This is a genomic window from Pseudomonas sp. BW7P1 (genome assembly GCF_024981055.1).
GTDB classification, from domain to species: Bacteria; Pseudomonadota; Gammaproteobacteria; order Pseudomonadales; family Pseudomonadaceae; genus Aquipseudomonas; species Aquipseudomonas bananamidigenes.
In genome coordinates, this window is sequence record NZ_CP103374.1 from 1549754 (window position 1) to 1568764 (window position 19011).

Here is a 19011-nt window from a genome sequence, read left to right on the forward strand (position 1 = left end):
ATTCAATGACCCCGCGTGAGAAAAATCGCCATGGAGCTTAAGGCCAACGCTGCACTGATCATCATCGACCAGCAAAAGGGCATTCTGGAGCCGCGTCTGGGTCGACGGAATAATCCGTTGGCCGAAGAACGGATCCTCGATTTGCTGAACTTCTGGCGGCGCAGCGGGCGGCCGGTGATCCATGTGCAGCACCTGTCGCGCTCAGCGGATTCGGTGTTCTGGCCCGAGCAGTCCGGGGTGGAATTTCAGGAAAGATTCCTGCCGCAGGACGGTGAATGGCTGATCCGGAAACAGGTGCCGGATGCATTTTGTGCGACGGGGCTGGAAGCGAAGCTGCGTGAGGCGGGGATCGGGCAGTTGATTATCGTCGGTGTGGCGACGAACAATTCCGTGGAGTCCACGGCACGCACGGCGGGCAATCTTGGGTTCGACGCCTGGGTGGCGGAGGATGCGTGCTTTACCTTCGACAAGGCTGATTATTTCGGGACGCCGCGCTCGGCTGAAGAGGTGCATGCCATGTCGCTGGGGAATCTGCATGGGGAGTATGCGACGGTGGTCAGTTCGGTGCGGATTCTGGCGGCTGGCTGAAAGCCTCCGATGAATGTGCCGGTCCCTTCGCGAGCAAGCCCGCTCCCACATTTGACTGCATTCCGTCAGAACGAATGCGATCTACTGTGGGAGCGGGCTTGCCCGCGAAGGCGGTGTCTCAGGCGAAGAGGCTCTGCGCCTGAACCATCAAGCGCCGTGGCACTTCTTGAATTTCTTGCCGTTGCCGCACGGGCAAGGGTCGTTGCGGCCGACATCCTTCAGGGCGTTGCGCACCGGCTCCTGGTGGGCGTGGCCGCAGTGCGGGCCGTGGACATGGCCATGGTCGTGATCATGGTGGTGATGGTCATGATCGTGGTTGCAGTCAGGGCCATGGACATGAGGTTGCTGGGTCATCGGGGTCACTCCGTAATCAAATCGGCGGGGATTATCACGCCATTGCGCTCCAGGTGCACGTAGTGAGCGATGAATAAACCGGTTTCCATCTCGCCCTGCAGCCGGTAGGGAACCTGCTGGTGCGGATTCTTCAGCATTTTCACCACGTCCTTGACCTTCGGCCACAGGTTGGTGCGGATCGGCACCTTGTAGAACGCACTGCTTTTGGCGCCGACGGTGATCCAGTGCTCATGCTCGCCCTCGGCCAGCAGCATGTCGGCCAGGTGCACGCGGTATTCGAGGCCGCGTACGGTCAGTTCGCTGGCATTGGGATTGTCGATGCGAAAGTGCAGGATGAACTTCTGCTCCAGCAATTTGGCGCGCACCACTTCGACTTTCACCAGGTGCACGGCGGGGTCGACGGTGTCGTCGGCGAACCATGAGGCACAGCCCCCGAGCCCCAGAAACAGCAGCAGCGTGAAGGCTTTGAATGTGTGCCATTGACTGACCATCGCAGAACTCCCTTTTGCGCCCAGTCTAGTCGCCACTCACCTCACGCGCCGAAATAGCCCGCGCAACACTTCTTGAACTTCTGCCCGCTGGCGCAGGGGCAGGCATCGTTACGACCGAGCTTGAGCTGCACGGTCGGGTCGATGAAGTACCAGCGCCCGCCGTTCTGAACGAATGCGGAACGCTCGCGATGGCTGTGCTCGCCCTGGCTGTCATGCCAGCGTGCGGTGAAGGTGACGAAGGCGTGTTCCGGCTGGCCGCCGAAGACTTCCGAACTTTCGACGTCGAGGCCGAGCCAGGTGCTCGATGCACTCCAGTTGCTGATGGACTGGCGATCGAGCCCGGCCTGCTGGGCGGGCAGGGTGGTCGCCACCAGATAATCGATCAGGCCCAGCACATAGGCGCTGTAACGCGAACGCATCAGGGCTTCGGCGCACGGTGCCGGATGGCCGGCGTGATAATGGCCGCAGCAGGCATCCAGCAGGTTGCCGCTGCCGCAGGGGCAAATGGCTGTACTCATTGCATTACCACCAGTATTTCCCGAAGTTTTCCGGATTGGCCCAGAACCGTGAGTTGAGCCAGTCAGGGACTTGTTTGTAATCAAGCAGATCATAGGTGAACAGGGTCAGGACCTGTTCGTCCCGGGCGAAGCGTTCGCTGGCCTGGAGGGCGAGCGAATAGAAATCGGTTTCCTGCCAGCCGCTGGCCGGCAGGTCGGCCAGCACGGCGATGCGGCTGGCGTTGAGGTTGCGGATCCCGCCCAGCAGATTCAGGCCATCACGCTTGGGCAAATGCTCCAGGCAATCGACCACCAGTGCCAGGTCGAAACGCTGTGCGGCCAGCTCTGCCGGCAAGGCGCCGGGCGCCGCATGGGCGACACAGGTATCCGGATGCGCGTCCTTGAAAGCGGCCAGCGCCGGAAATTCGCTGGCGCCGATCAGCAGCAGGCGTGCCGGGGCGTAGCGGTCGAGCAGAGCGGCCAACGCCTGCTGTGGCGTGCGGGAAGAAATCGCGACGTTCATCGAAGCTCCTCAATCAGATCGCCAAGACTAGCCTGCCCGGGCGTCGAGGCCTAGACCTCTGTTCCGCGGGTTTGCGACAGCGGCATCAAAGTCCTGTGAACAGGCTCGCAAACAGCGGTGGCCTATCGCTGGCGGAGATTAAAACTCCGGTCTTTACTCCCTGAATCGGTTACAAGCCGATCCCTCAGGAGAAAACTAGATGAGCATAGTTCGGACAGCATTACCCTTGGTTCTGCTAACCAGTGTGTTGACTGGTTGCGCAGGTTTGCAGAAAACCGACTGGCCGACCTGTGCGGCTGTCGGAGGTGTCGTCGGCGCGGGTCTCGGGGCGACGGAAAGCTCGTCGTGGGCCGGCTATGGCGCGTTGCTGGTCGGTGGTACGGCGGCGGCCTATTGCTGGGTGCACGGCGATGGTGATGAAGACGGCGATGGTGTGCCGGACAGTCGCGACAAGTGCCCGCACACGCCTCGCGGTACCAAGGTCGACGCAGACGGTTGCCCGTTCCCGGCCCCTGCGCCCGTGGTTGAAGAGGCGGTCGTGGTCAAGGAAGAAACCATCGTCATCCGCGATGTGCACTTCCAGTTCGACAAGGCCACGCTGACGCCTTCCGACAAGCAAGTGCTCGACAAGGTCGCCACGCGCCTGAAACAGGAATCGAGCACGGCGCGTCTGACCGTGACCGGCCACACCGACAGCGTCGGCAGCGATGCCTACAACAAGAAACTGTCGGATCGTCGCGCGCACTCGGTGGTGGAATACCTGATCCATGACGGTGTGCCACGTGCGAGCTTCGTTTCGGTGACCGGTGCCGGTGAAAGCCAGCCAGTGGCAGACAACAAGACCGCCGAAGGCCGCGCATTGAACCGTCGTACCGAAATCAAAATCGAGCGTTGACACCCTCGCATCCGCGGCTTGTGCAGTCGCGGATGCGGGTCTTTACTCCTGTGTAACCGGTATGGGCCGGTGACACAGGAGCTTTCACAATGAATGGTTTCTCAAGGTCCGTCTTGCCGGTCCTGCTGCTGGGCAGCCTGTTGACCGGTTGCGCAACCCACAGCGATGGCACTGCTCCCCTCAATCAACGTACCTGGCCGATCTGCAGCGTCATTGGCGGACTGGTCGGCGGCGGTCTCGGCGCCATCGAAAACGGCGGCTGGGCCGCGGGTGGTGCAGCGCTGGGGATCCTCACCGGCGGGCTGATCTGTTATGCCCAGGATGGCGACGAGGACGGCGATGGCGTGTTCGACCGCCGCGACCGTTGCCCTGATACGCCGCCCAATACTCCGGTCGATCACCGCGGTTGTCCGCTGCCGCAATACCCGGTCACCGAGAAACCCGCCGAACCGGCACCGCAGACCGAAGTCATCACCCTCAACGATGCCGGCAACGTGCTGTTCGACTTTGACAAATCCGACCTCAAGCCTGCGGCGAAAAGTCAGCTGGATGCGCTGATGGACAAACTGCGCAATGCCGACGTCGTGAGCATCAAGGTAATCGGTCATACCGACAGCAAAGGTACCGATGCCTACAACCAGGCCCTGTCGGAGCGCCGTGCGAGCAGTGTCGCCGCCTATCTGTTGAGCCAGGGGCTGGCGCCGGAAAAACTCACCAGTGAAGGGCGTGGCGAGCGTGAACCGGTTGCCGACAACGAGACCGAAGAAGGACGGGCGCAAAACCGTCGCGTGGAGTTGCACATCAATCGTTAGGAATTGTCTGTAGTCCGCAGGCTAGAGCTGTCGGTCGACGATCATCGTCGATTCGGCAGCGATCCGACGAGTGCCCGGAACTTTTTTATTTGCCCCTCTGGCTTATCCCGTATGGAAGCCGTTACTGTGCGCCCAAAGAATAATTCGCAACACGGGGGAGCGTATGAAGGTGTTCTGTGGGCTGGGGCGATTGTTGACCCTGGTGTTCTGCTGTGTGGTACTGGCCAATCAGCTGGTGCCGTTTGTTCATCCGATGCACCTGCTGGTCAATCTGGCGGGTGTTCTGCTGCTGGCCATTCATCTTCTTGAAGTGCTGCTGTGCAACGCCAGCCTTAAAGGCCGGCCGCACCCATGGCGTGATCGTGGCCGTGTCCTGCTGTTCGGCGTTTTCCACCTGCAAACCATCCCGGCCCCGGCCGCTCCGGAGGCTTCCCATGCGTAAACTCTGCCTGCTCGCTGCATTCATCAGTCCTCTGGCCTGTGCCCAGGTCATGAATGTCGAACCCAATTCCCTGATGCGTCTGCCCAACACCACCAGCACCCTGCAACTGGAAAAACTGGTGGTCGCCGATTACGGCACCTTGCTGGTGCCCTCGAACGTGACCGAGCTGAGTGTCGGCGAACTGCGATTGGGGCGCGAAGCGCGCATCGCCATCGTGCCGGGCGAACAGGCGCTGGATCTGAAAGTGATCCGTGCCGAACTCGCCGAAGGCAGCCGCATCACCGCTCGCGGTGCGCCGGGAACCTATGAAAAAGCGGCCCGTGCCGGACGTAACCTGAATCTGCAGTTCAAGGCGCTGGAGGCTCCACGGTTGGTCGTCGATGCCCGTGGCGGCACCGGGGCGCCGGGCTTCGTCGGGCTTGACGGGGCCAACGGTCAGGAACCGGGCTGCACCTGGGGCCAGGCCGGGCATGGTTTCGACGGCAGTGACGGCAGCAACGGTCAGCCCGGTGCGCCGGGCGCACTGGTGCGGCTGGAAGTGCCACGGGAGTTTCCGGCGGAGCTGATCAAGGTCGACGTGGCCGGTGGCGCCGGCGGCGCGGCAGGCCCTGGCGGTAAGGCGGGGGCGGGCGGCAAGTCCAAGGGCTGCCTGGTGTATCGCGCCGATGGCGGCAAGAACGGCAAGCCGGGGGCTGACGGACAGCCGGGGCCGGCCGGGGCGGCGGGTTCGGTTACGGTTCAGCGCCTGTAAGCGAATCCTGGTCTGATCGTTCCCGCGCTGCGGGAACGATCCCTTCAGAACGAAGGCCGTGCCGCGGCAATCGCTACCAGCAACACCCCGACCAACAGATTGACCCCCACCACCTTGCGAATCCGTCCCAGCACCGCTGCACCAGCCGGCCAGTCCTTCGCATCAACCGCCGTGCGCAGTTCCGGTAGCATCAGCCCCTGAACCCGGATGAACAGGGCCGTCATCACCACGTACAACCCCATCATTACCTGCACGTATTTCGGCGCCGTTTCGAAACCGATGTGCTGCAGATGCAACATGCCCACGCCGGTCACCGGCAGCAGGATCACCGCACCCCACACCCAGCGGAAAAAACCTTGAAACACTTCCACCCACAGGGTCAGCCGTCCGGGACCCTCCAGCGCCTTCACGACTGCGGGACGCAGCACCATCCAGGCGAAAAACATGCCGCCGACCCACACCAGGGCGGCGAGGACGTGCAGGGGGTAAACGAGGCTAAAAGGTGTCATTGGGGCACTCCGATCTGCGCAGGATTGATTAGCGGGGTATGATAGCGGCCGATCCGAACCACTGAAAATTTATCCAGCGTTTTTGCGCCCGACAACACATGATCAGCACTGAACTCAAAACCACGATCCAGGGCGCCTACTCGCGTTTTCTGGAGGCCAAGAGCCTCAAGCCGCGTTACGGCCAGCGTCTGATGATCGCTGAAGTCGCCAAGGTTCTCGGGGATATCGACACCGACGACGAGGGCCGGCGCAGCGGTGATCCCGCAATTGTCGCGGTGGAAGCCGGCACCGGTACCGGCAAGACCGTGGCCTACAGCCTGGCCGCCATTCCTACGGCGAAACTGGCCGGCAAGCGCCTGGTGATCGCCACCGCGACCGTCGCCCTGCAGGAGCAGATCGTTCACAAGGACTTGCCCGACCTGATGCGCAACAGCGGGCTGAACTTCAGCTTCGCCCTGGCCAAGGGCCGTGGCCGTTACATGTGCCTCTCCAAACTCGACATGCTGCTGCAGGAAGGCCACGCACAGACCGCCACGGCCCAGCTGTTCGAGGAAGAAGGCTTCAAGATCGAGGTCGACGAGGCCAGCCAGAAGCTGTTCACCAGCATGATCGAAAAGCTCGCCGGCAATAAATGGGACGGTGACCGCGACAGCTGGCCCACTGCGCTGGAAGACGCCGACTGGGCGCGGCTGACCACCGACCACAGCCAGTGCACCAACCGTCATTGCCCGAACTTCGGCCAGTGCGCCTTCTACAAGGCTCGCGAAGGCATGGGCAAGGTCGACGTGATCGTCACCAACCACGACATGGTGCTGGCCGACCTGGCGCTGGGCGGCGGGGCGGTCTTGCCTGACCCGCGCGACACCATTTATGTGTTCGACGAAGGCCACCACCTGCCGGACAAGGCTATCGGTCACTTCGCTCATTACACGCGGCTGCGCTCCACCGCCGACTGGCTGGAAACCACCGCCAAGAACCTCACCAAGCTGCTGGCCCAGCATCCGCTGCCGGGGGATCTCGGCAAGCTGATCGAACAGGTGCCGGAGCTGGCGCGGGAGATCAGGACCCAGCAGCAGTTCATGTTCACCGCCTGCGAGCAGATCGCCGACTTCAAGCCCGGCGAAGACGTCGAGGGTCGCGAACGGCCACGACATCGCTTCGTTGGCGGAGTGATTCCGGAACACCTGCGCGAGTTGGGCATCGAGCTGAAAAAAGGCTATGCCCGTCTCAACGATCTGTTTACCCGTCTGACCGACCTGCTCAAGGAGGGCATGGACGGCGAGGTCAACATCGGCATCGCCAGCAATCAGGCCGAAGAGTGGTATCCGCTGTTCGGCAGCCTGTTGTCCCGTGCCTCCGGCAACTGGGAGCTGTGGACCGCGTTCACCGCCGAAGACCCGGAAGAGAGCCCGCCGATGGCTCGCTGGCTGACCCTGGCGGAAAGCGGTTCGCTGTTCGACATCGAGGTCAACGCCAGTCCGATCCTCGCCGCCGAAACCCTGCGCCGCAGTCTGTGGAACGTGGCTTACGGCTGTCTGGTGACGTCGGCCACCCTGACCGCGCTCGGCACCTTCGACCGCTTCCGCATGCGTGCCGGCCTGCCGAAAAAAGCCGTCACCGCCGTGGTGCCGAGTCCGTTCCATCACGCCGATGCCGGTGTGTTGCGGGTGCCGGACCTGAAGGCCGATCCACGGGACGTCGCCGCTCACACGGCGGCAATCATCCGCGATCTGCCGGAACTGGTCGAAGGCTCGCGAGGGAGTCTGGTGCTGTTCTCGTCGCGCAAGCAGATGCAGGACGTGTTCGACGGTCTTGACCGCGACTGGCGCAAGCAAGTGTTCATTCAAGGCAACCTGTCGAAACAGGAAACCCTGAACAAACACAAGGCGCGGGTCGATGGCGGTGATTCCAGCGTACTGTTCGGCCTCGCCAGTTTCGCCGAAGGGGTGGATTTGCCGGGGGCTTACTGCGAGCACGTGGTGATTGCCAAGATTCCGTTCTCGGTGCCGGACGATCCGGTCGAGGCCGCATTGTCGGAGTGGATCGAAGCCCGGGGCGGCAATCCGTTCATGGAAATCTCGGTGCCCGATGCCTCGCTGAAGCTGGTTCAGGCCTGCGGTCGTCTGCTGCGTACCGAAGAGGATCGCGGCACCATCACCTTGCTTGACCGGCGGCTGGTCACCCAGCGCTACGGCAAGGCGATCCTCAATGCGTTGCCTCCCTTCCGCCGTGAAATATCCTGAGACATCGGTGGGCAGTTTTGCCCGCCGCGTTGTCTATCTCTACGCCATCGCTTTTCCATTGGCCATTGCTGGTCGCTAGGGAGAAATCCGTTCTCATGATTCGTCGTACGTTGCCTGCCTTTTTTGCCCTGGTTTTCGCTGCACCCTTGCTGGCGGCGCCTGCGGGGCAGCAGACCCTGTTCAATTTTGTCCGCCCCGCCGATGTGGTGAAAGTGGCGACCGAAAACGCCGACCTGCCACAAGCCAACGCCGAGCAGACCCCTGAGGGCGAAGTGCTGCGCCGGGTGACGTTCAACCCGGTGGCGCGTCCGACCCTGCGCCTGACCCCGCAGACCGGTGCGTGGGACTGGTCGCAGTCCGGCATGATGAGCCTGCGTATCCAGAGCGCGATGAACTGGGCGGTGACCGTTTACGTACAGATCCAGAGCAACGACGGCAAGACCCTGGTCAGCCGTGTCGATCTGCCGGCCGGACCGGCGCAGACCCTGCTCGTACCGTTGACCGCGACCTCGCCACTGAACCAGGGCATGAAGGCCGGGCCGTTGATGCCGATGACGATCGACGGCCAGCGCATCCTGCTGGCCAGCAGTTCCGGTGAACTGGATCGCAGCCAGGTCGTTTCCGTCAGCCTGTCGATGGACCAGCCGAAAGCCGCGCAAAGCTTGCTGTTGGAGCGCTTTGGCGTGCAAGACGAGGGCGAGGTGATCAAAGCCGCCTACGGCAATCTGGTGGATGCCTACGGTCAGTCGACCCGCGGCAAATGGCCGGAGAAAGTCGCCAATGACGAACAACTGAAATCCGCCGCCGCCAAAGAACAGCAACAGCTGAAAACCTGGCTGGCCGAGCGCGAAAAGTCTTCGCTCGACAAGTTCGGTGGTTTGAACAAGGGGCCGGCGTTCAAGGCCAGCGGCTTTTTCCGCACCGAAAAACTCGACGGTCGCTGGTATCTGGTGACGCCGGAGGGCCATCCGTTCTATTCACTGGGCGTGAACACGGTCAGTCCCGAGGTCAACCAGACCTATGTGGCCGGTCGCGAGTACATGTTCGAGTCTCTGCCGAAACCCGATGAGCCACTGGCCGTGCACTTCGGTGAAGGCGACAATCGGGGCGGCAACGGGGCCGATCAGGGCCGGGGCTACGGCAACGGACGCTGGTACGACTTCTATGGCGCCAACCTGCAACGCCTTTACGGCGAACCTTGCGCAGCTACGGCGACGACCGAGAAAGCGCCGGCTACCCCGTGCAAGGCCACCATCGACGAGCAGCAGTGGACCCGCCATACCCTCGACCGCCTGCAGGCGTGGGGTTTCAACACTGTCGGCAACTGGAGCGCACCGCAACTGGGCGACGCCGAACGCGTGCCGTACACCTTGCCGCTGTCGATCGTCGGCGATTACGCCAGCATCAGTACCGGCAACGACTGGTGGGGCGGCATGCCTGACCCGTTCGATCCACGCTTCGCCATGGCTACCGAACGTGCGGTAGCGATTGCCGCCCGCGATCACCGCGACGATCCATGGCTGATCGGCTACTTCGCCGACAACGAACTGGCCTGGGCCGGTCCCGGTGACGATCCGAAGTCGCGCTACGCGCTGGCTTACGGCACTTTGAAAATGACCACCGACGTTCCGGCCAAGCGGGCGTTCCTCAAGCAATTGCGCGACAAATACCGCAATCAGGCGGGGCTGTCGAAGGCCTGGGGTATCGATCTGCCGGCGTGGGAGTTGATGGAAGACCCGGGTTTCGAGGCACCGTTGCCGAATCCGGAGCACCCGGAAATCGAGGCTGACTACAAATACTTCCAGAAAGTCTTCGCCGATACTTACTTCAAGACCATTTCCGATTCGCTGAAATGGCATGCGCCGAACCAGTTGCTGCTGGGTGGTCGTTTCGCCATCAGCACGCCGGAGGCCGTGGCCTCATGCGCGCAATACTGCGACGTGCTGAGCTTCAACATGTATACCCTGAAACCCCAGGATGGCTATGACTTCGCTGCGCTGCGCAGCCTCGACAAACCGGTGCTGATTACCGAGTTCAATTTCGGCTCGACCGATCGCGGCCCGTTCTGGGGCGGTGTGACGCCGTTGAGCAAGGAAGAAGACCGTGGCCCGGCGTATGCCAACTTCCTCAAGCAAGCCCTCAGCGAGCCATCGATTGTCGGCGTGCACTGGTTCCAGTATCTCGATCAACCGGTGACCGGGCGTCTGCTCGATGGCGAAAACGGTCACTTCGGTCTGGTGGGCGTGACTGACTTGCCGTATCAGGGGTTCGTCGACACCGTGCGCAAGAGCAATCTGGCGACCCTTGACCAACTCGGCAAAGAAGCCGCGAAGGCCGCAGCGGCGGCGGACAAGGCCGGTCACGAGATCGAAGGCGGGCGCAAGGGCGAGGCCGGCAAAGGCCCGGGGCAGGGCGCCGGCCATACCGGCGGGCACTCCGGCAACGGCCATTGAGGCAGGACCGCCCGGCCCGCCGCTGTTCCCAAATCCCTCAAGGGCTGGAACAATGCGGGCCACTTTGTAGAGCGTTTTCGCGGGGGAGTTGCGGGTGCAGATTCAGGGACATTACGAGCTTCAATTCGAACCGGTGCGCGAGGCTTTTGCCGCACTGTTCGACGATCCCCAGGAACGCGGCGCCGCGTTGTGCATCCGGGTCGGCGGGGAAACCGTTCTCGACCTCTGGGCTGGCACCGCCGACAAGGACGGCAGCGAAGCCTGGCACAGCGACACCATCGCCAACCTGTTCTCCTGCACCAAGACCTTCACCGCCGTCACCGCGCTGCAACTGGTAGCCGAAGGCAAGTTGCAACTCGATGCGCCGGTCGCGCGCTACTGGCCGGAATTCGCCGCCGCCGGTAAGGAATCCGTGACGTTGCGTCAACTGCTTTGCCATCAGGCCGGCTTGCCCGCCCTGCGCGAGTTGTTGGCGCCCCAGGCCTTGTATGAGTGGCAGACCATGGTCGACGCCCTGGCGGCGGAAGCACCGTGGTGGACGCCGGGTACCGGGCACGGTTATGCCGCGATCACTTACGGCTGGCTGGTCGGCGAGCTGCTGCGGCGGGCCGACGGGCGCGGGCCGGGGGAATCCATTGTGGCGCGGGTCGCCAAACCGTTGGGGCTGGATTTTCACGTCGGTCTGGCCGACGAGGAGTTTCACCGCGTCGCGCATATCGCCCGGGGCAAGGGCAATGTCGGCGACGCTGCCGCCCAGCGCCTGTTGCAGGTGACCATGCGCGAACCGACCGCCATGACCACCCGTGCCTTCACCAATCCGCCGTCGGTGCTCACCAGCACCAACAAACCGGAGTGGCGGCGCATGCAGCAACCGGCGGCCAACGGCCACGGCAATGCGCGCAGCCTGGCGGGGTTCTATGCCGGTCTGCTCGACGGCAGCCTGCTGGAAAGCGAAATGCTCGACGAATTGACCCGTGAACACAGCCTCGGCGAGGACAAGACCTTGCTGACCCGTACCCGTTTCGGTCTCGGTTGCATGCTCGATCAGCCTGATGTGCCAAACGCCACTTACGGCCTCGGCCCGCGGGCGTTCGGTCATCCTGGCGCGGGCGGTTCCATCGGTTTTGCTGATCCGGAGCACGATGTGGCCTTCGGATTTGTGACAAATACCCTGGGGCCGTACGTCTTGATGGATCCGCGTGCGCAGAAGCTGGCGCGGGTGCTTGCCACTTGTCTGTAAAACATGGCTGGAGGTTCCAGGGCCGGAACCTCATTCGGCTTTTCGATTCAAAGCGTCTGTTTATCCGGGCGAAAGTCCTCTGATTGTCCATCACTAATTTTTGTGGGTTTCCAATGTCGTCCAAACAAACTCTCGCTCTGGCCCTGTGTTTCGCGATCACCGGTTGCGCTCAGACTCCCAAGAATGACGCCGATGGCGGTAGCTGGTGGCCGTTCGGTTCCTCCGACAAGGTCGCGGCCAAGGAGCCGGCTCCAGCGCCAGCATCGGTGAAACCCGCCGCTACCGCCCCTGTCGCCAAGACCGAGAGCAGCAGCCACTGGTACTGGCCGTTCGGTTCCGATGAGGCGGCAGACAAGGCCAAGGCTGACGTGAAGCCCGAAGTCAAACCCGAGGCCAAGCCTGCCGTTGTTGCCAAGGCGGATGCCGACACCGGCAGCAAGTGGTGGTGGCCGTTCGGCGGCAAGTCCCAGGACACCGCCAAGGCCGTGCCTATGCCTGACCCGAAAGTGACCCAGGCCTGGCTCGACGATTACGAACCGCGCCTGCGCGAGGCGATCAAGGGCAGCAACCTGCAATTCGAACGTCGTGAAAACGTCCTCGTGGTCACCGCGCCGGTTGAGGGGTCGTTCAACCCGAAACGCCCGGCCATGCTGTTGCCGGTGACCCTGAGCCCGTTCACCAATATCGCCAAGATCCTCGAAGCCGACCCGAAAACCGCTGTCCTGGTGCTGGGCCACAGCGACAACGCCGGTGTCGCAGCGGACAACACCAAACTCAGCCAGGAGCGTGCCCAGTCCGTGGCGGCGATCTTCCGCATGAGCGGCCTGCAGCGTGATCGCCTGATGCTGCGCGGCATGGGTTCCGAGGCACCGCGTGCGGCCAACGACAGCGTTGAAGGGCGCGCCCTGAACCGTCGCGTCGAACTGCTGGTGACCCCGCAGAACACCATGGTTGCGCTGCTGAGCAAATACAACATGCCGGCACCGAAGCCGGTCACGATGGTCGCTGCCCAGGACGTCAAGCCAGTCGCCAAGCCTGTGACCCCGGCGCCGGCCGCGAAGAAAGCCGCTGTTCCGGCCAGCAAAAAGGCTCCGGCCAAGAAAGCCGCCGCCAAAGCGCCAGCCAAGAAGGCACCGGCGAAGACGCCGGCCAAGAAAACCGCTCCAGCCAAAGCCGCCGCCAGCGACAAGAAAGTCGCAGCGACCGATGCGGCAAAACAGTGATCCGCTAACGAAAAGGAATGCGCCATGACCCAGGCTCTGGCAGATATGCGTCGTGATTACACCCGGGACGGCCTGACCGAGGCGCAAGCCCCGGCCGAGCCTTTCGCGCTGTTTCACCAGTGGTTTGCCGATGCGGTGAAAACCGAACAGGCGCCGGTGGAGGCCAACGCCATGACCCTGGCCACGGTCGATACGGACGGGCGTCCGCACTGCCGCATTCTGCTGCTCAAGGGCCTGGACGAGCGGGGCTTCACCTTTTTCACCAACTACGAAAGTGCCAAGGGCCAGCATCTGGCCACGAATCCGTTCGCGGCCATGACGTTCTTCTGGCCGACCCTGGAGCGCCAGGTGCGCATCGAAGGACGGGTCGCCAAGGTCACGCCCGAGGAATCCAACGCCTATTACCAGGTACGTCCGCTGGGCAGCCGACTGGGCGCCTGGGCTTCGCCTCAGAGCCGGGTGATCAAGGGAAGGGGTGAACTGGAAGATTTGCTCAAGGCCACCGAGCAGCGCTTCAGCGACACCCAGCCCGACTGCCCGGAACACTGGGGCGGCTACCGCTTGCTCCCCGAACGCATCGAGTTCTGGCAGGGGCGCGCCAGCCGTCTGCACGATCGCCTCAACTACCGTTTGCAGGGCGCCGACTGGATTCTTGAACGTCTGGCACCTTAAGCAGTCTACCGAGCGGGATAGCCTGCCGCAGCGGCCTCGAGCCACTTCGGCAGGTCCCGGCGCCTGATTTTCTGTGCCCGGGCCTGCGCCAGCCGTTCGAGCATGAAGGCGCGTTTGCCTTCATCCTTGCCGGCCAGCGACAATGCCAGATCGCGGTCCATCCAGCGTCTGATCCGCACGTACAACCACCCGTGGAAGTACAAACCGGCGACGGTCGTGACGACAATGATGAAGTAGTCCATGAAAATCCTTGGGGTCGGCGGCGCAAGCTTTGTATTTTGGCGCTACTGTTGGGTGAGTTCGTGGAGGCCCTGTACCGGGCCTGAATGAAACCAAATTTATCCGGGCGATGCCGTGACAGGCGTCAAGCTGCGGAGTTTAATGAATACCTGTCCTTTGGAGTTGATCCTATGCGTAAGTCTGTTCTGCTGGTTGCTTCCTTTTCCACGATGGCGATGTTGCTTGCCGGCTGCCAATCGAGCCTGACCGGTGACTCCTACTCCCGTGACGAAGCGCGTCGTGTGCAGACGATTCGCATGGGTACCATCGAATCCCTGCGTCCGGTGAAAATCGAAGGCACCAAGACCCCGATCGGCGGCGCCGCCGGTGCAGTGGTCGGCGGTGTCGGCGGCAGCGCCATCGGCGGCGGTAAAGGCAGCATCGTTGCAGCCGTTATCGGTGCCGTGGCCGGCGGTCTCATCGGTTCGGCCACCGAAGAAGGCCTGACCCGTACCCAGGGCGTTGAAATCACCGTACGCGAAGACGACGGCAGCATGCGCGCCTATGTGCAGCAAGTGCAGGAGAATGAAGTGTTCCGCGTTGGCGAGCGCGTACGGATTTCGACTGTTGGCGGGACCAGCCGCGTTTCGCACTAAGCGGGAACGAGCGGTAAAGGAAAACCCCGATCAGGTGACTGGTCGGGGTTTTGTTTTTAAAGACTGTATTGGCACATTACTTCTTAATAGGTGTTGCAGCTCAACTGAAAGATATAGGCGGGATCAAAAACCTTCTTTCCCAATAGTTTCTCCAAAGCTGCGAGCTGATCACTTGTCAGGTCGTAGCCTTCCCAACCTTGCTGTTCTGCTGTCCAGCCCATGATGGCAAAGATCTTTTCATCGCATCCTTCAGGCAATTGTTCCTCAAATGCGAGCAACTCTGTTTTTTATCAAAGGCTTCGATGATGTAATTCAGTTCAGCATGGCGAAAAGTCATTCGGTACATACCAGTTGAATTATACGACTTGCTCCTGAGAGTTTTTCACCGGTCCATTCTTCCAGAGTTTTGACCTGGTCTTCAGACAGGTCGTAACCATCGAATTCGTCTTCCGGATGTTGCCAGTTCATCAGTACCTTCAACGCTTCAGTATGGCATGCAGCAATTTTGACGCTGAAGAGCAGGTCTTCGGTTTTCTGATCAAAAACTTCAACCACATGAATCATTTCTCTACGCTCCTTGTGGGATCGGCAGGTTTCGTCTGTTCGCCTGTTTCAGGGTCGTACTCTCCTAGGTGTTTTCCTTGTTTGGTATACATCTCGACCTTGCCATGCTGAGAGTCCCACTCATAAATTTTCCCAGAAGCATCTTTCCATCGTCTGCGCTTTTTCCCTCCACCTCGAACCGACGTTTTCATTGGTGCAGATTTGACATCAGGAAATGCTGACAGTGATGTTGGGGCGGGATGATATTTGATGTCTCCACGAGCATTGAGGACGATGTATAGCGGTTTTACTCCCGACCCCGCCGGAAACACCAATATGAAATCCCGATACTCCGGCGGATAAACCGGGTTCACCAGAATCCCGTCCGCCGCTTTCGTCGGTGGATACACCCAGATAGGCGGCGCCTGTGAAGCGGCCTCCAGCGCGGGGATGCCGAGGATGTCGGAGCCGTCCACGGCGGGCGTCCAGATCAGTTCGATGCCTTCGCCGAGGTCTGCGACAAACCGGTTACCGCGAGCAGTGAACTGCGCGACATCGACCATTTCCCAGTCGCGGTTTTTGCCGGTGTAGAAGCCGTAACCCTTGAGGCTGCCGTCGGCCTGCTGTTCGACATACAGTCGCATGCGGGTGCGGGCCTGTTTGAGGGCGAGCAACTGGTCTTCGGTGTAGAGGGCGCTGTCGCCCAGGTTCGATGGCATCAACAGCGCGACCAGCCCGACCAGCGGCGTGATGACGGCAGTGGAGGCCATGGCGGGCAATGCCTTGAACGCTTCACCCGCAAGGGCGAAAGTGCCCAGCCCCGCAGGAATGGCGGTGCCGCTGATTTTTTTGAGTGCCACGCCGCCGCTGTCATCGGCCTCACGGCCACCGAGCAGGATCAGATCGCCGTAGTCTTTCAGGCTGTCCGTCGGCACCATCCCCGAGGGATTCGAGTAATCGATGATTGCGTCCGGCAACTTGCAGGACTTGGCGAACGTGCAGCCGGCACGCATTGGTTGAGGCTTGTTCGCCGCCACCTCGCGGCTGCGCTCGAAGGCCTCCTGGCGCGCCAGCATGGCGTCGTACTTGTTTTGCCGTTCGTCCTGATCGGCCAGCTCGGTGGCCGTCATGTAGCGATAGGTGACGTGATGCCCGTCGCCTGCCGGTGGGTTGGGAACCCGGGGAATGTCCTTTTGACCAGCCACTGATTGTCCTTTCGTTCATGCATCGGCAGCCCCTCGAAAGGGCTGCACGACGTTAACGAAGCAGGAAAATCGTGGCTGTAGGACGCGTCTCCAAAGACGTGGGGATTGTTCGCTACGGCATCAGGAAGGCAGCGCGGTGTTCTTTCTGCTTGCCGCCAGGGTCACCGCATAACCGATCAATGCGGCGAACACCGAGCCGGTGAGAATCCCCATCCGGTCCATCCCGGCGTATTCACTGGCACCCGGAACGAAGGCCAGGGAACCAACAAACAGGCTCATGGTAAAGCCGATCCCGCAAAGGATCGCCACGCCCAGCACCTGGCCCCAATTGGCGTTCTGGGGCAGGGCGGCGATGCCGGTTTTCACGGTGAGCCAGGTCAGGCCGAACACACCGATGGTCTTGCCCAGCAGCAGGCCGACGGCGATGCCCATCGGTACGTGGTGGGTAAAGCTTTCGGCGGTTACGCCGGTCAGCGACAGGCCGGCGTTGGCGAACGCGAACAGCGGCAGAATGCCGTAAGCCACCCACGGGTGCAGTGCGTGTTCCAGGGTCAGCAGCGGCGACGGCTCGGCGTTTTTCGTACGCAGCGGGATGCAGAACGCGAGAGTCACGCCGGCCAGCGTTGCGTGGACGCCGCTCTTGAGCACGCAGACCCACAGGATCAAGCCGATGATCATGTACGGCCCGAGCTTGACCACCCCGAGCCGGTTCATCGCCACCAGCGCCGCGATGCACGCGGCCGCCAGGCCCAGCGACAGGGTCGAGAGTTCGCCGGAATAGAAGATCGCGATGATCACGATGGCGCCAAGGTCATCGATGATCGCCAGGGTCATCAGGAACAGCTTCAGCGACACCGGCACCCGCTTGCCCAGCAGTGCCAGTACGCCGAGGGCGAAGGCGATGTCGGTGGCGGTGGGGATCGCCCAGCCATCGAGGGCGGCCGGGTTGTCGCGGTTGAGGAACCAGTAGATCAGCGCCGGCACCAGCATGCCGCCGATGGCCGCCGCGCCGGGCAGGACGATCTGCGAAGGTTTCGACAGCTGGCCGTCGAGCACTTCACGCTTCACTTCCAGGCCGATGAGCAGGAAGAACAGCGCCATCAGGCCGTCGTTGATCCACAGCAGCAGGGGCTTGGCGATTTTCAACGCGCCGATCTGTGCCACTACCGGGGTGTCGAGCAGGCCGCTGTACAACCACGACAGCGGCGAGTTGTTGATGATTAAAGCCAGGATGGCCGCGGCGATCAGTAACAGACCGCTGGCAGCTTCCAACTGAAAGAAACGCGTGAAAGTGCTACGCAGAGGCAAGGTCGCTCTCCATCGATAAAGTCAAAAGGTGGGACACCCTAACCCGTACTGTTAGTTGTTAAAACAAAAGTTATATTCTTTTTTGTTATATATGGTTACAGGGCGCGAGCCAGACCTTGGCAAAGCCTAGCAGTTGCCCCGGGGATTGAAGTTCAGCTGTATCTGTCAGTGCGGTGGGATTTTTCCTAAGCTTGGGAGCTAAGCCTGTGAAGGCACTTCTGCCCGATTCAACGAGAACGACAGCCATGAGCGACAACCGACAGTGGGCCCGCGAAGCCATCCGGATCATCGAAGCGGACTTCCAGCGCAGCGCCGACACCCACCTGATCCCCTTGCCGCTGCCGGGGTTTGCGGGCATCGAGTTGTACTTCAAGGACGAATCCAGCCACCCCACCGGCAGCCTCAAGCATCGGCTGGCCCGTTCGCTGTTCCTTTACGCCTTGTGTAACGGCTGGCTCAAGCCCGGCGCGCCAGTGATCGAGGCGTCCAGCGGTTCGACGGCGATTTCCGAAGCTTACTTTGCGCGGATGCTCGGATTGCCGTTCATTGCGGTGATGCCGGCGACCACCTCCAGGGAAAAGATCGCGCAGATCGCTTTCTACGGCGGCAAGAGCCATCTGGTGGACGATCCGACGCAGATCTATGCCGAGTCCGAACGTCTGGCCCGCGAACACGATGGGCACTTCATCGACCAGTTCACCTACGCCGAGCGCGCCACCGACTGGCGGGCGAACAACAACATCGCCGAGTCGATCTTCCAGCAGATGCGCTACGAGCAGAACCCGTGCCCGGCGTGGCTGATTTCCAGCCCCGGCACCGGCGGCACCACCGCGACGCTCGGCCGCTATGTGCGTTATCGCCAGCACTGCACCCGTGTGCTGTGCGCCGATGCCGAGCGTTCGGTGTTCTTCGACTTTTACCAGACCGGCGACGCGAGTTTGCGTCTGGACCACGGCTCGCGGATCGAAGGCATCGGTCGGCCACGGGTGGAAGCGTCGTTCCTGCCGAAGGTGATCGATGCGATGGTCAAGGTGCCGGATGCCTTGTCGCTGGCGGCCATGCATTACCTGGCGCAGCGTCTGGGGCGGCATGTGGGTGGGTCGAGCGGCACCAACCTGATTGGCGCGCTGATGGCGGCGCAGCAGATGAAAGCGGCGGGGGAATCGGGGTCGATCGTCGCGATCCTGTGCGATGGCGGCGAGCGCTACGCAGACACTTATTACGATCAGGCGTGGCTCAAGGCGCAGGGCTATGAGCTGGAAGGGTTGATGGCGGCCGTGGCGGCGAGTGCCGAACGGGGTGAGGCGTTACCGGCTTCAGTGTTACGCGCAAATATCTGAGCCACCGGTAACCAGTGTGGAAGCTGGCTTGCCAGCGATAGCGCAGT

General features: G+C 61.9%; 22 protein-coding genes. 12 read left to right on the plus strand and 10 right to left on the minus strand.

The window, feature by feature from the left end; genetic code table 11:
• Positions 1-30 precede the first annotated feature (30 nt).
• The gene (locus NWV16_RS06935) at positions 31-588 is read left to right on the plus strand and encodes a cysteine hydrolase family protein (protein ID WP_260523490.1); all 558 of its coding nucleotides are present in this window, start codon (positions 31-33) and stop codon (positions 586-588) included.
• 147 nt (positions 589-735) lie between these two features.
• On the opposite strand, the gene NWV16_RS06940 is transcribed toward NWV16_RS06935, so the two are convergent.
• From NWV16_RS06940 to NWV16_RS06955, 4 genes are read right to left on the minus strand one after another with little or no spacing between them, the layout of a single operon-like run.
• A complete protein-coding gene (locus NWV16_RS06940; RefSeq protein WP_065261929.1) occupies positions 736-942 on the minus strand; it encodes an SEC-C metal-binding domain-containing protein in 207 nt (68 codons plus the stop codon).
• Between the two features lie 5 nt (positions 943-947).
• Positions 948-1433, minus strand: a complete 486-nt coding sequence (locus NWV16_RS06945) for an LEA type 2 family protein (RefSeq protein WP_260522464.1) — start codon at positions 1431-1433, stop codon at positions 948-950.
• A gap of 41 nt (positions 1434-1474) precedes the next feature.
• Entirely contained in the window at positions 1475-1951 is a 477-nt protein-coding gene (locus NWV16_RS06950) for a YchJ family protein (protein ID WP_065261927.1), read from the minus strand.
• A gap of 4 nt (positions 1952-1955) precedes the next feature.
• On the minus strand, positions 1956-2453 hold the full coding sequence (locus NWV16_RS06955; RefSeq protein ID WP_260522465.1) for a DUF6231 family protein: 498 nt from the start codon (positions 2451-2453) through the stop codon (positions 1956-1958).
• 199 nt (positions 2454-2652) lie between these two features.
• Between NWV16_RS06955 and NWV16_RS06960 the strand changes: the two genes are divergently transcribed.
• From NWV16_RS06960 to NWV16_RS06975, 4 genes are all read left to right on the plus strand, one after another.
• Positions 2653-3348 (plus strand): OmpA family protein, encoded by a 696-nt coding sequence (locus NWV16_RS06960; protein ID WP_260522466.1) that lies wholly within the window; start codon positions 2653-2655, stop codon positions 3346-3348.
• Positions 3349-3437: 89 nt separating this feature from the next.
• Positions 3438-4160 carry an OmpA family protein gene (locus NWV16_RS06965; RefSeq protein ID WP_065261924.1) on the plus strand — a complete coding sequence of 241 codons (723 nt, stop codon included), beginning with the start codon at positions 3438-3440 and terminating at the stop codon, positions 4158-4160.
• 163 nt (positions 4161-4323) lie between these two features.
• Positions 4324-4602 (plus strand): DUF1145 domain-containing protein, encoded by a 279-nt coding sequence (locus tag NWV16_RS06970; RefSeq protein ID WP_065261923.1) that lies wholly within the window; start codon positions 4324-4326, stop codon positions 4600-4602.
• The gene (locus tag NWV16_RS06975; protein WP_260522467.1) at positions 4595-5353 is read left to right on the plus strand and encodes a collagen-like protein; all 759 of its coding nucleotides are present in this window, start codon (positions 4595-4597) and stop codon (positions 5351-5353) included. The genes NWV16_RS06970 and NWV16_RS06975 overlap by 8 nt, the downstream gene beginning before the upstream one ends.
• Positions 5354-5397: 44 nt before the next feature.
• Here the strand turns inward: NWV16_RS06975 and NWV16_RS06980 are convergent, their stop codons facing one another.
• Positions 5398-5862: a CopD family protein gene (locus NWV16_RS06980; RefSeq protein WP_260522468.1), complete on the minus strand. Its 465-nt coding sequence runs from the start codon at positions 5860-5862 to the stop codon at positions 5398-5400.
• 98 nt (positions 5863-5960) lie between these two features.
• On the opposite strand from NWV16_RS06980, the gene dinG reads away from it, so the two are divergent.
• The 5 genes from dinG (at position 5961) to pdxH (ending at position 13693) form a co-directional block, all read left to right on the plus strand.
• On the plus strand, positions 5961-8105 hold the full coding sequence (dinG, locus tag NWV16_RS06985) for an ATP-dependent DNA helicase DinG (RefSeq protein ID WP_260522469.1): 2145 nt from the start codon (positions 5961-5963) through the stop codon (positions 8103-8105).
• A gap of 95 nt (positions 8106-8200) precedes the next feature.
• Positions 8201-10558 carry a beta-galactosidase gene (locus NWV16_RS06990; protein ID WP_260522470.1) on the plus strand — a complete coding sequence of 786 codons (2358 nt, stop codon included), beginning with the start codon at positions 8201-8203 and terminating at the stop codon, positions 10556-10558.
• A gap of 94 nt (positions 10559-10652) precedes the next feature.
• On the plus strand, positions 10653-11798 hold the full coding sequence (locus NWV16_RS06995) for a serine hydrolase domain-containing protein (protein ID WP_260522471.1): 1146 nt from the start codon (positions 10653-10655) through the stop codon (positions 11796-11798).
• A 113-nt stretch (positions 11799-11911) separates the two neighbouring features.
• Entirely contained in the window at positions 11912-13021 is a 1110-nt protein-coding gene (locus NWV16_RS07000; protein WP_260522472.1) for an OmpA family protein, read from the plus strand.
• 24 nt (positions 13022-13045) lie between these two features.
• On the plus strand, positions 13046-13693 hold the full coding sequence (gene pdxH / locus NWV16_RS07005; protein WP_260522473.1) for a pyridoxamine 5'-phosphate oxidase: 648 nt from the start codon (positions 13046-13048) through the stop codon (positions 13691-13693).
• Between the two features lie 5 nt (positions 13694-13698).
• On the opposite strand, the gene NWV16_RS07010 is transcribed toward pdxH, so the two are convergent.
• Positions 13699-13935, minus strand: coding sequence for a hypothetical protein (locus tag NWV16_RS07010; RefSeq protein ID WP_260522474.1), 237 nt, complete (start codon positions 13933-13935; stop codon positions 13699-13701).
• Between the two features lie 168 nt (positions 13936-14103).
• Here NWV16_RS07010 and NWV16_RS07015 point away from each other — a divergent pair, with 168 nt between their 5' ends.
• On the plus strand, positions 14104-14568 hold the full coding sequence (locus NWV16_RS07015; protein WP_065261914.1) for a glycine zipper 2TM domain-containing protein: 465 nt from the start codon (positions 14104-14106) through the stop codon (positions 14566-14568).
• 83 nt (positions 14569-14651) lie between these two features.
• Here NWV16_RS07015 and NWV16_RS07020 read toward each other — a convergent pair whose 3' ends face one another.
• From NWV16_RS07020 to nhaA, 4 genes are all read right to left on the minus strand, one after another.
• Positions 14652-14846, minus strand: a complete 195-nt coding sequence (locus NWV16_RS07020) for a hypothetical protein (RefSeq protein ID WP_409519335.1) — start codon at positions 14844-14846, stop codon at positions 14652-14654.
• A 55-nt stretch (positions 14847-14901) separates the two neighbouring features.
• Positions 14902-15132, minus strand: a complete 231-nt coding sequence (locus NWV16_RS07025) for a hypothetical protein (RefSeq protein WP_260522475.1) — start codon at positions 15130-15132, stop codon at positions 14902-14904.
• Positions 15129-16316 (minus strand): colicin E3/pyocin S6 family cytotoxin, encoded by a 1188-nt coding sequence (locus NWV16_RS07030; protein WP_260522476.1) that lies wholly within the window; start codon positions 16314-16316, stop codon positions 15129-15131. Before NWV16_RS07030 ends, NWV16_RS07025 begins: the two co-directional genes overlap by 4 nt.
• A gap of 120 nt (positions 16317-16436) precedes the next feature.
• Positions 16437-17624: a Na+/H+ antiporter NhaA gene (nhaA, locus tag NWV16_RS07035; RefSeq protein WP_260522477.1), complete on the minus strand. Its 1188-nt coding sequence runs from the start codon at positions 17622-17624 to the stop codon at positions 16437-16439.
• A gap of 245 nt (positions 17625-17869) precedes the next feature.
• On the opposite strand from nhaA, the gene NWV16_RS07040 reads away from it, so the two are divergent.
• Positions 17870-18964, plus strand: coding sequence for a PLP-dependent cysteine synthase family protein (locus NWV16_RS07040; protein ID WP_260522478.1), 1095 nt, complete (start codon positions 17870-17872; stop codon positions 18962-18964).
• Positions 18965-19011: the final 47 nt, after the last annotated feature.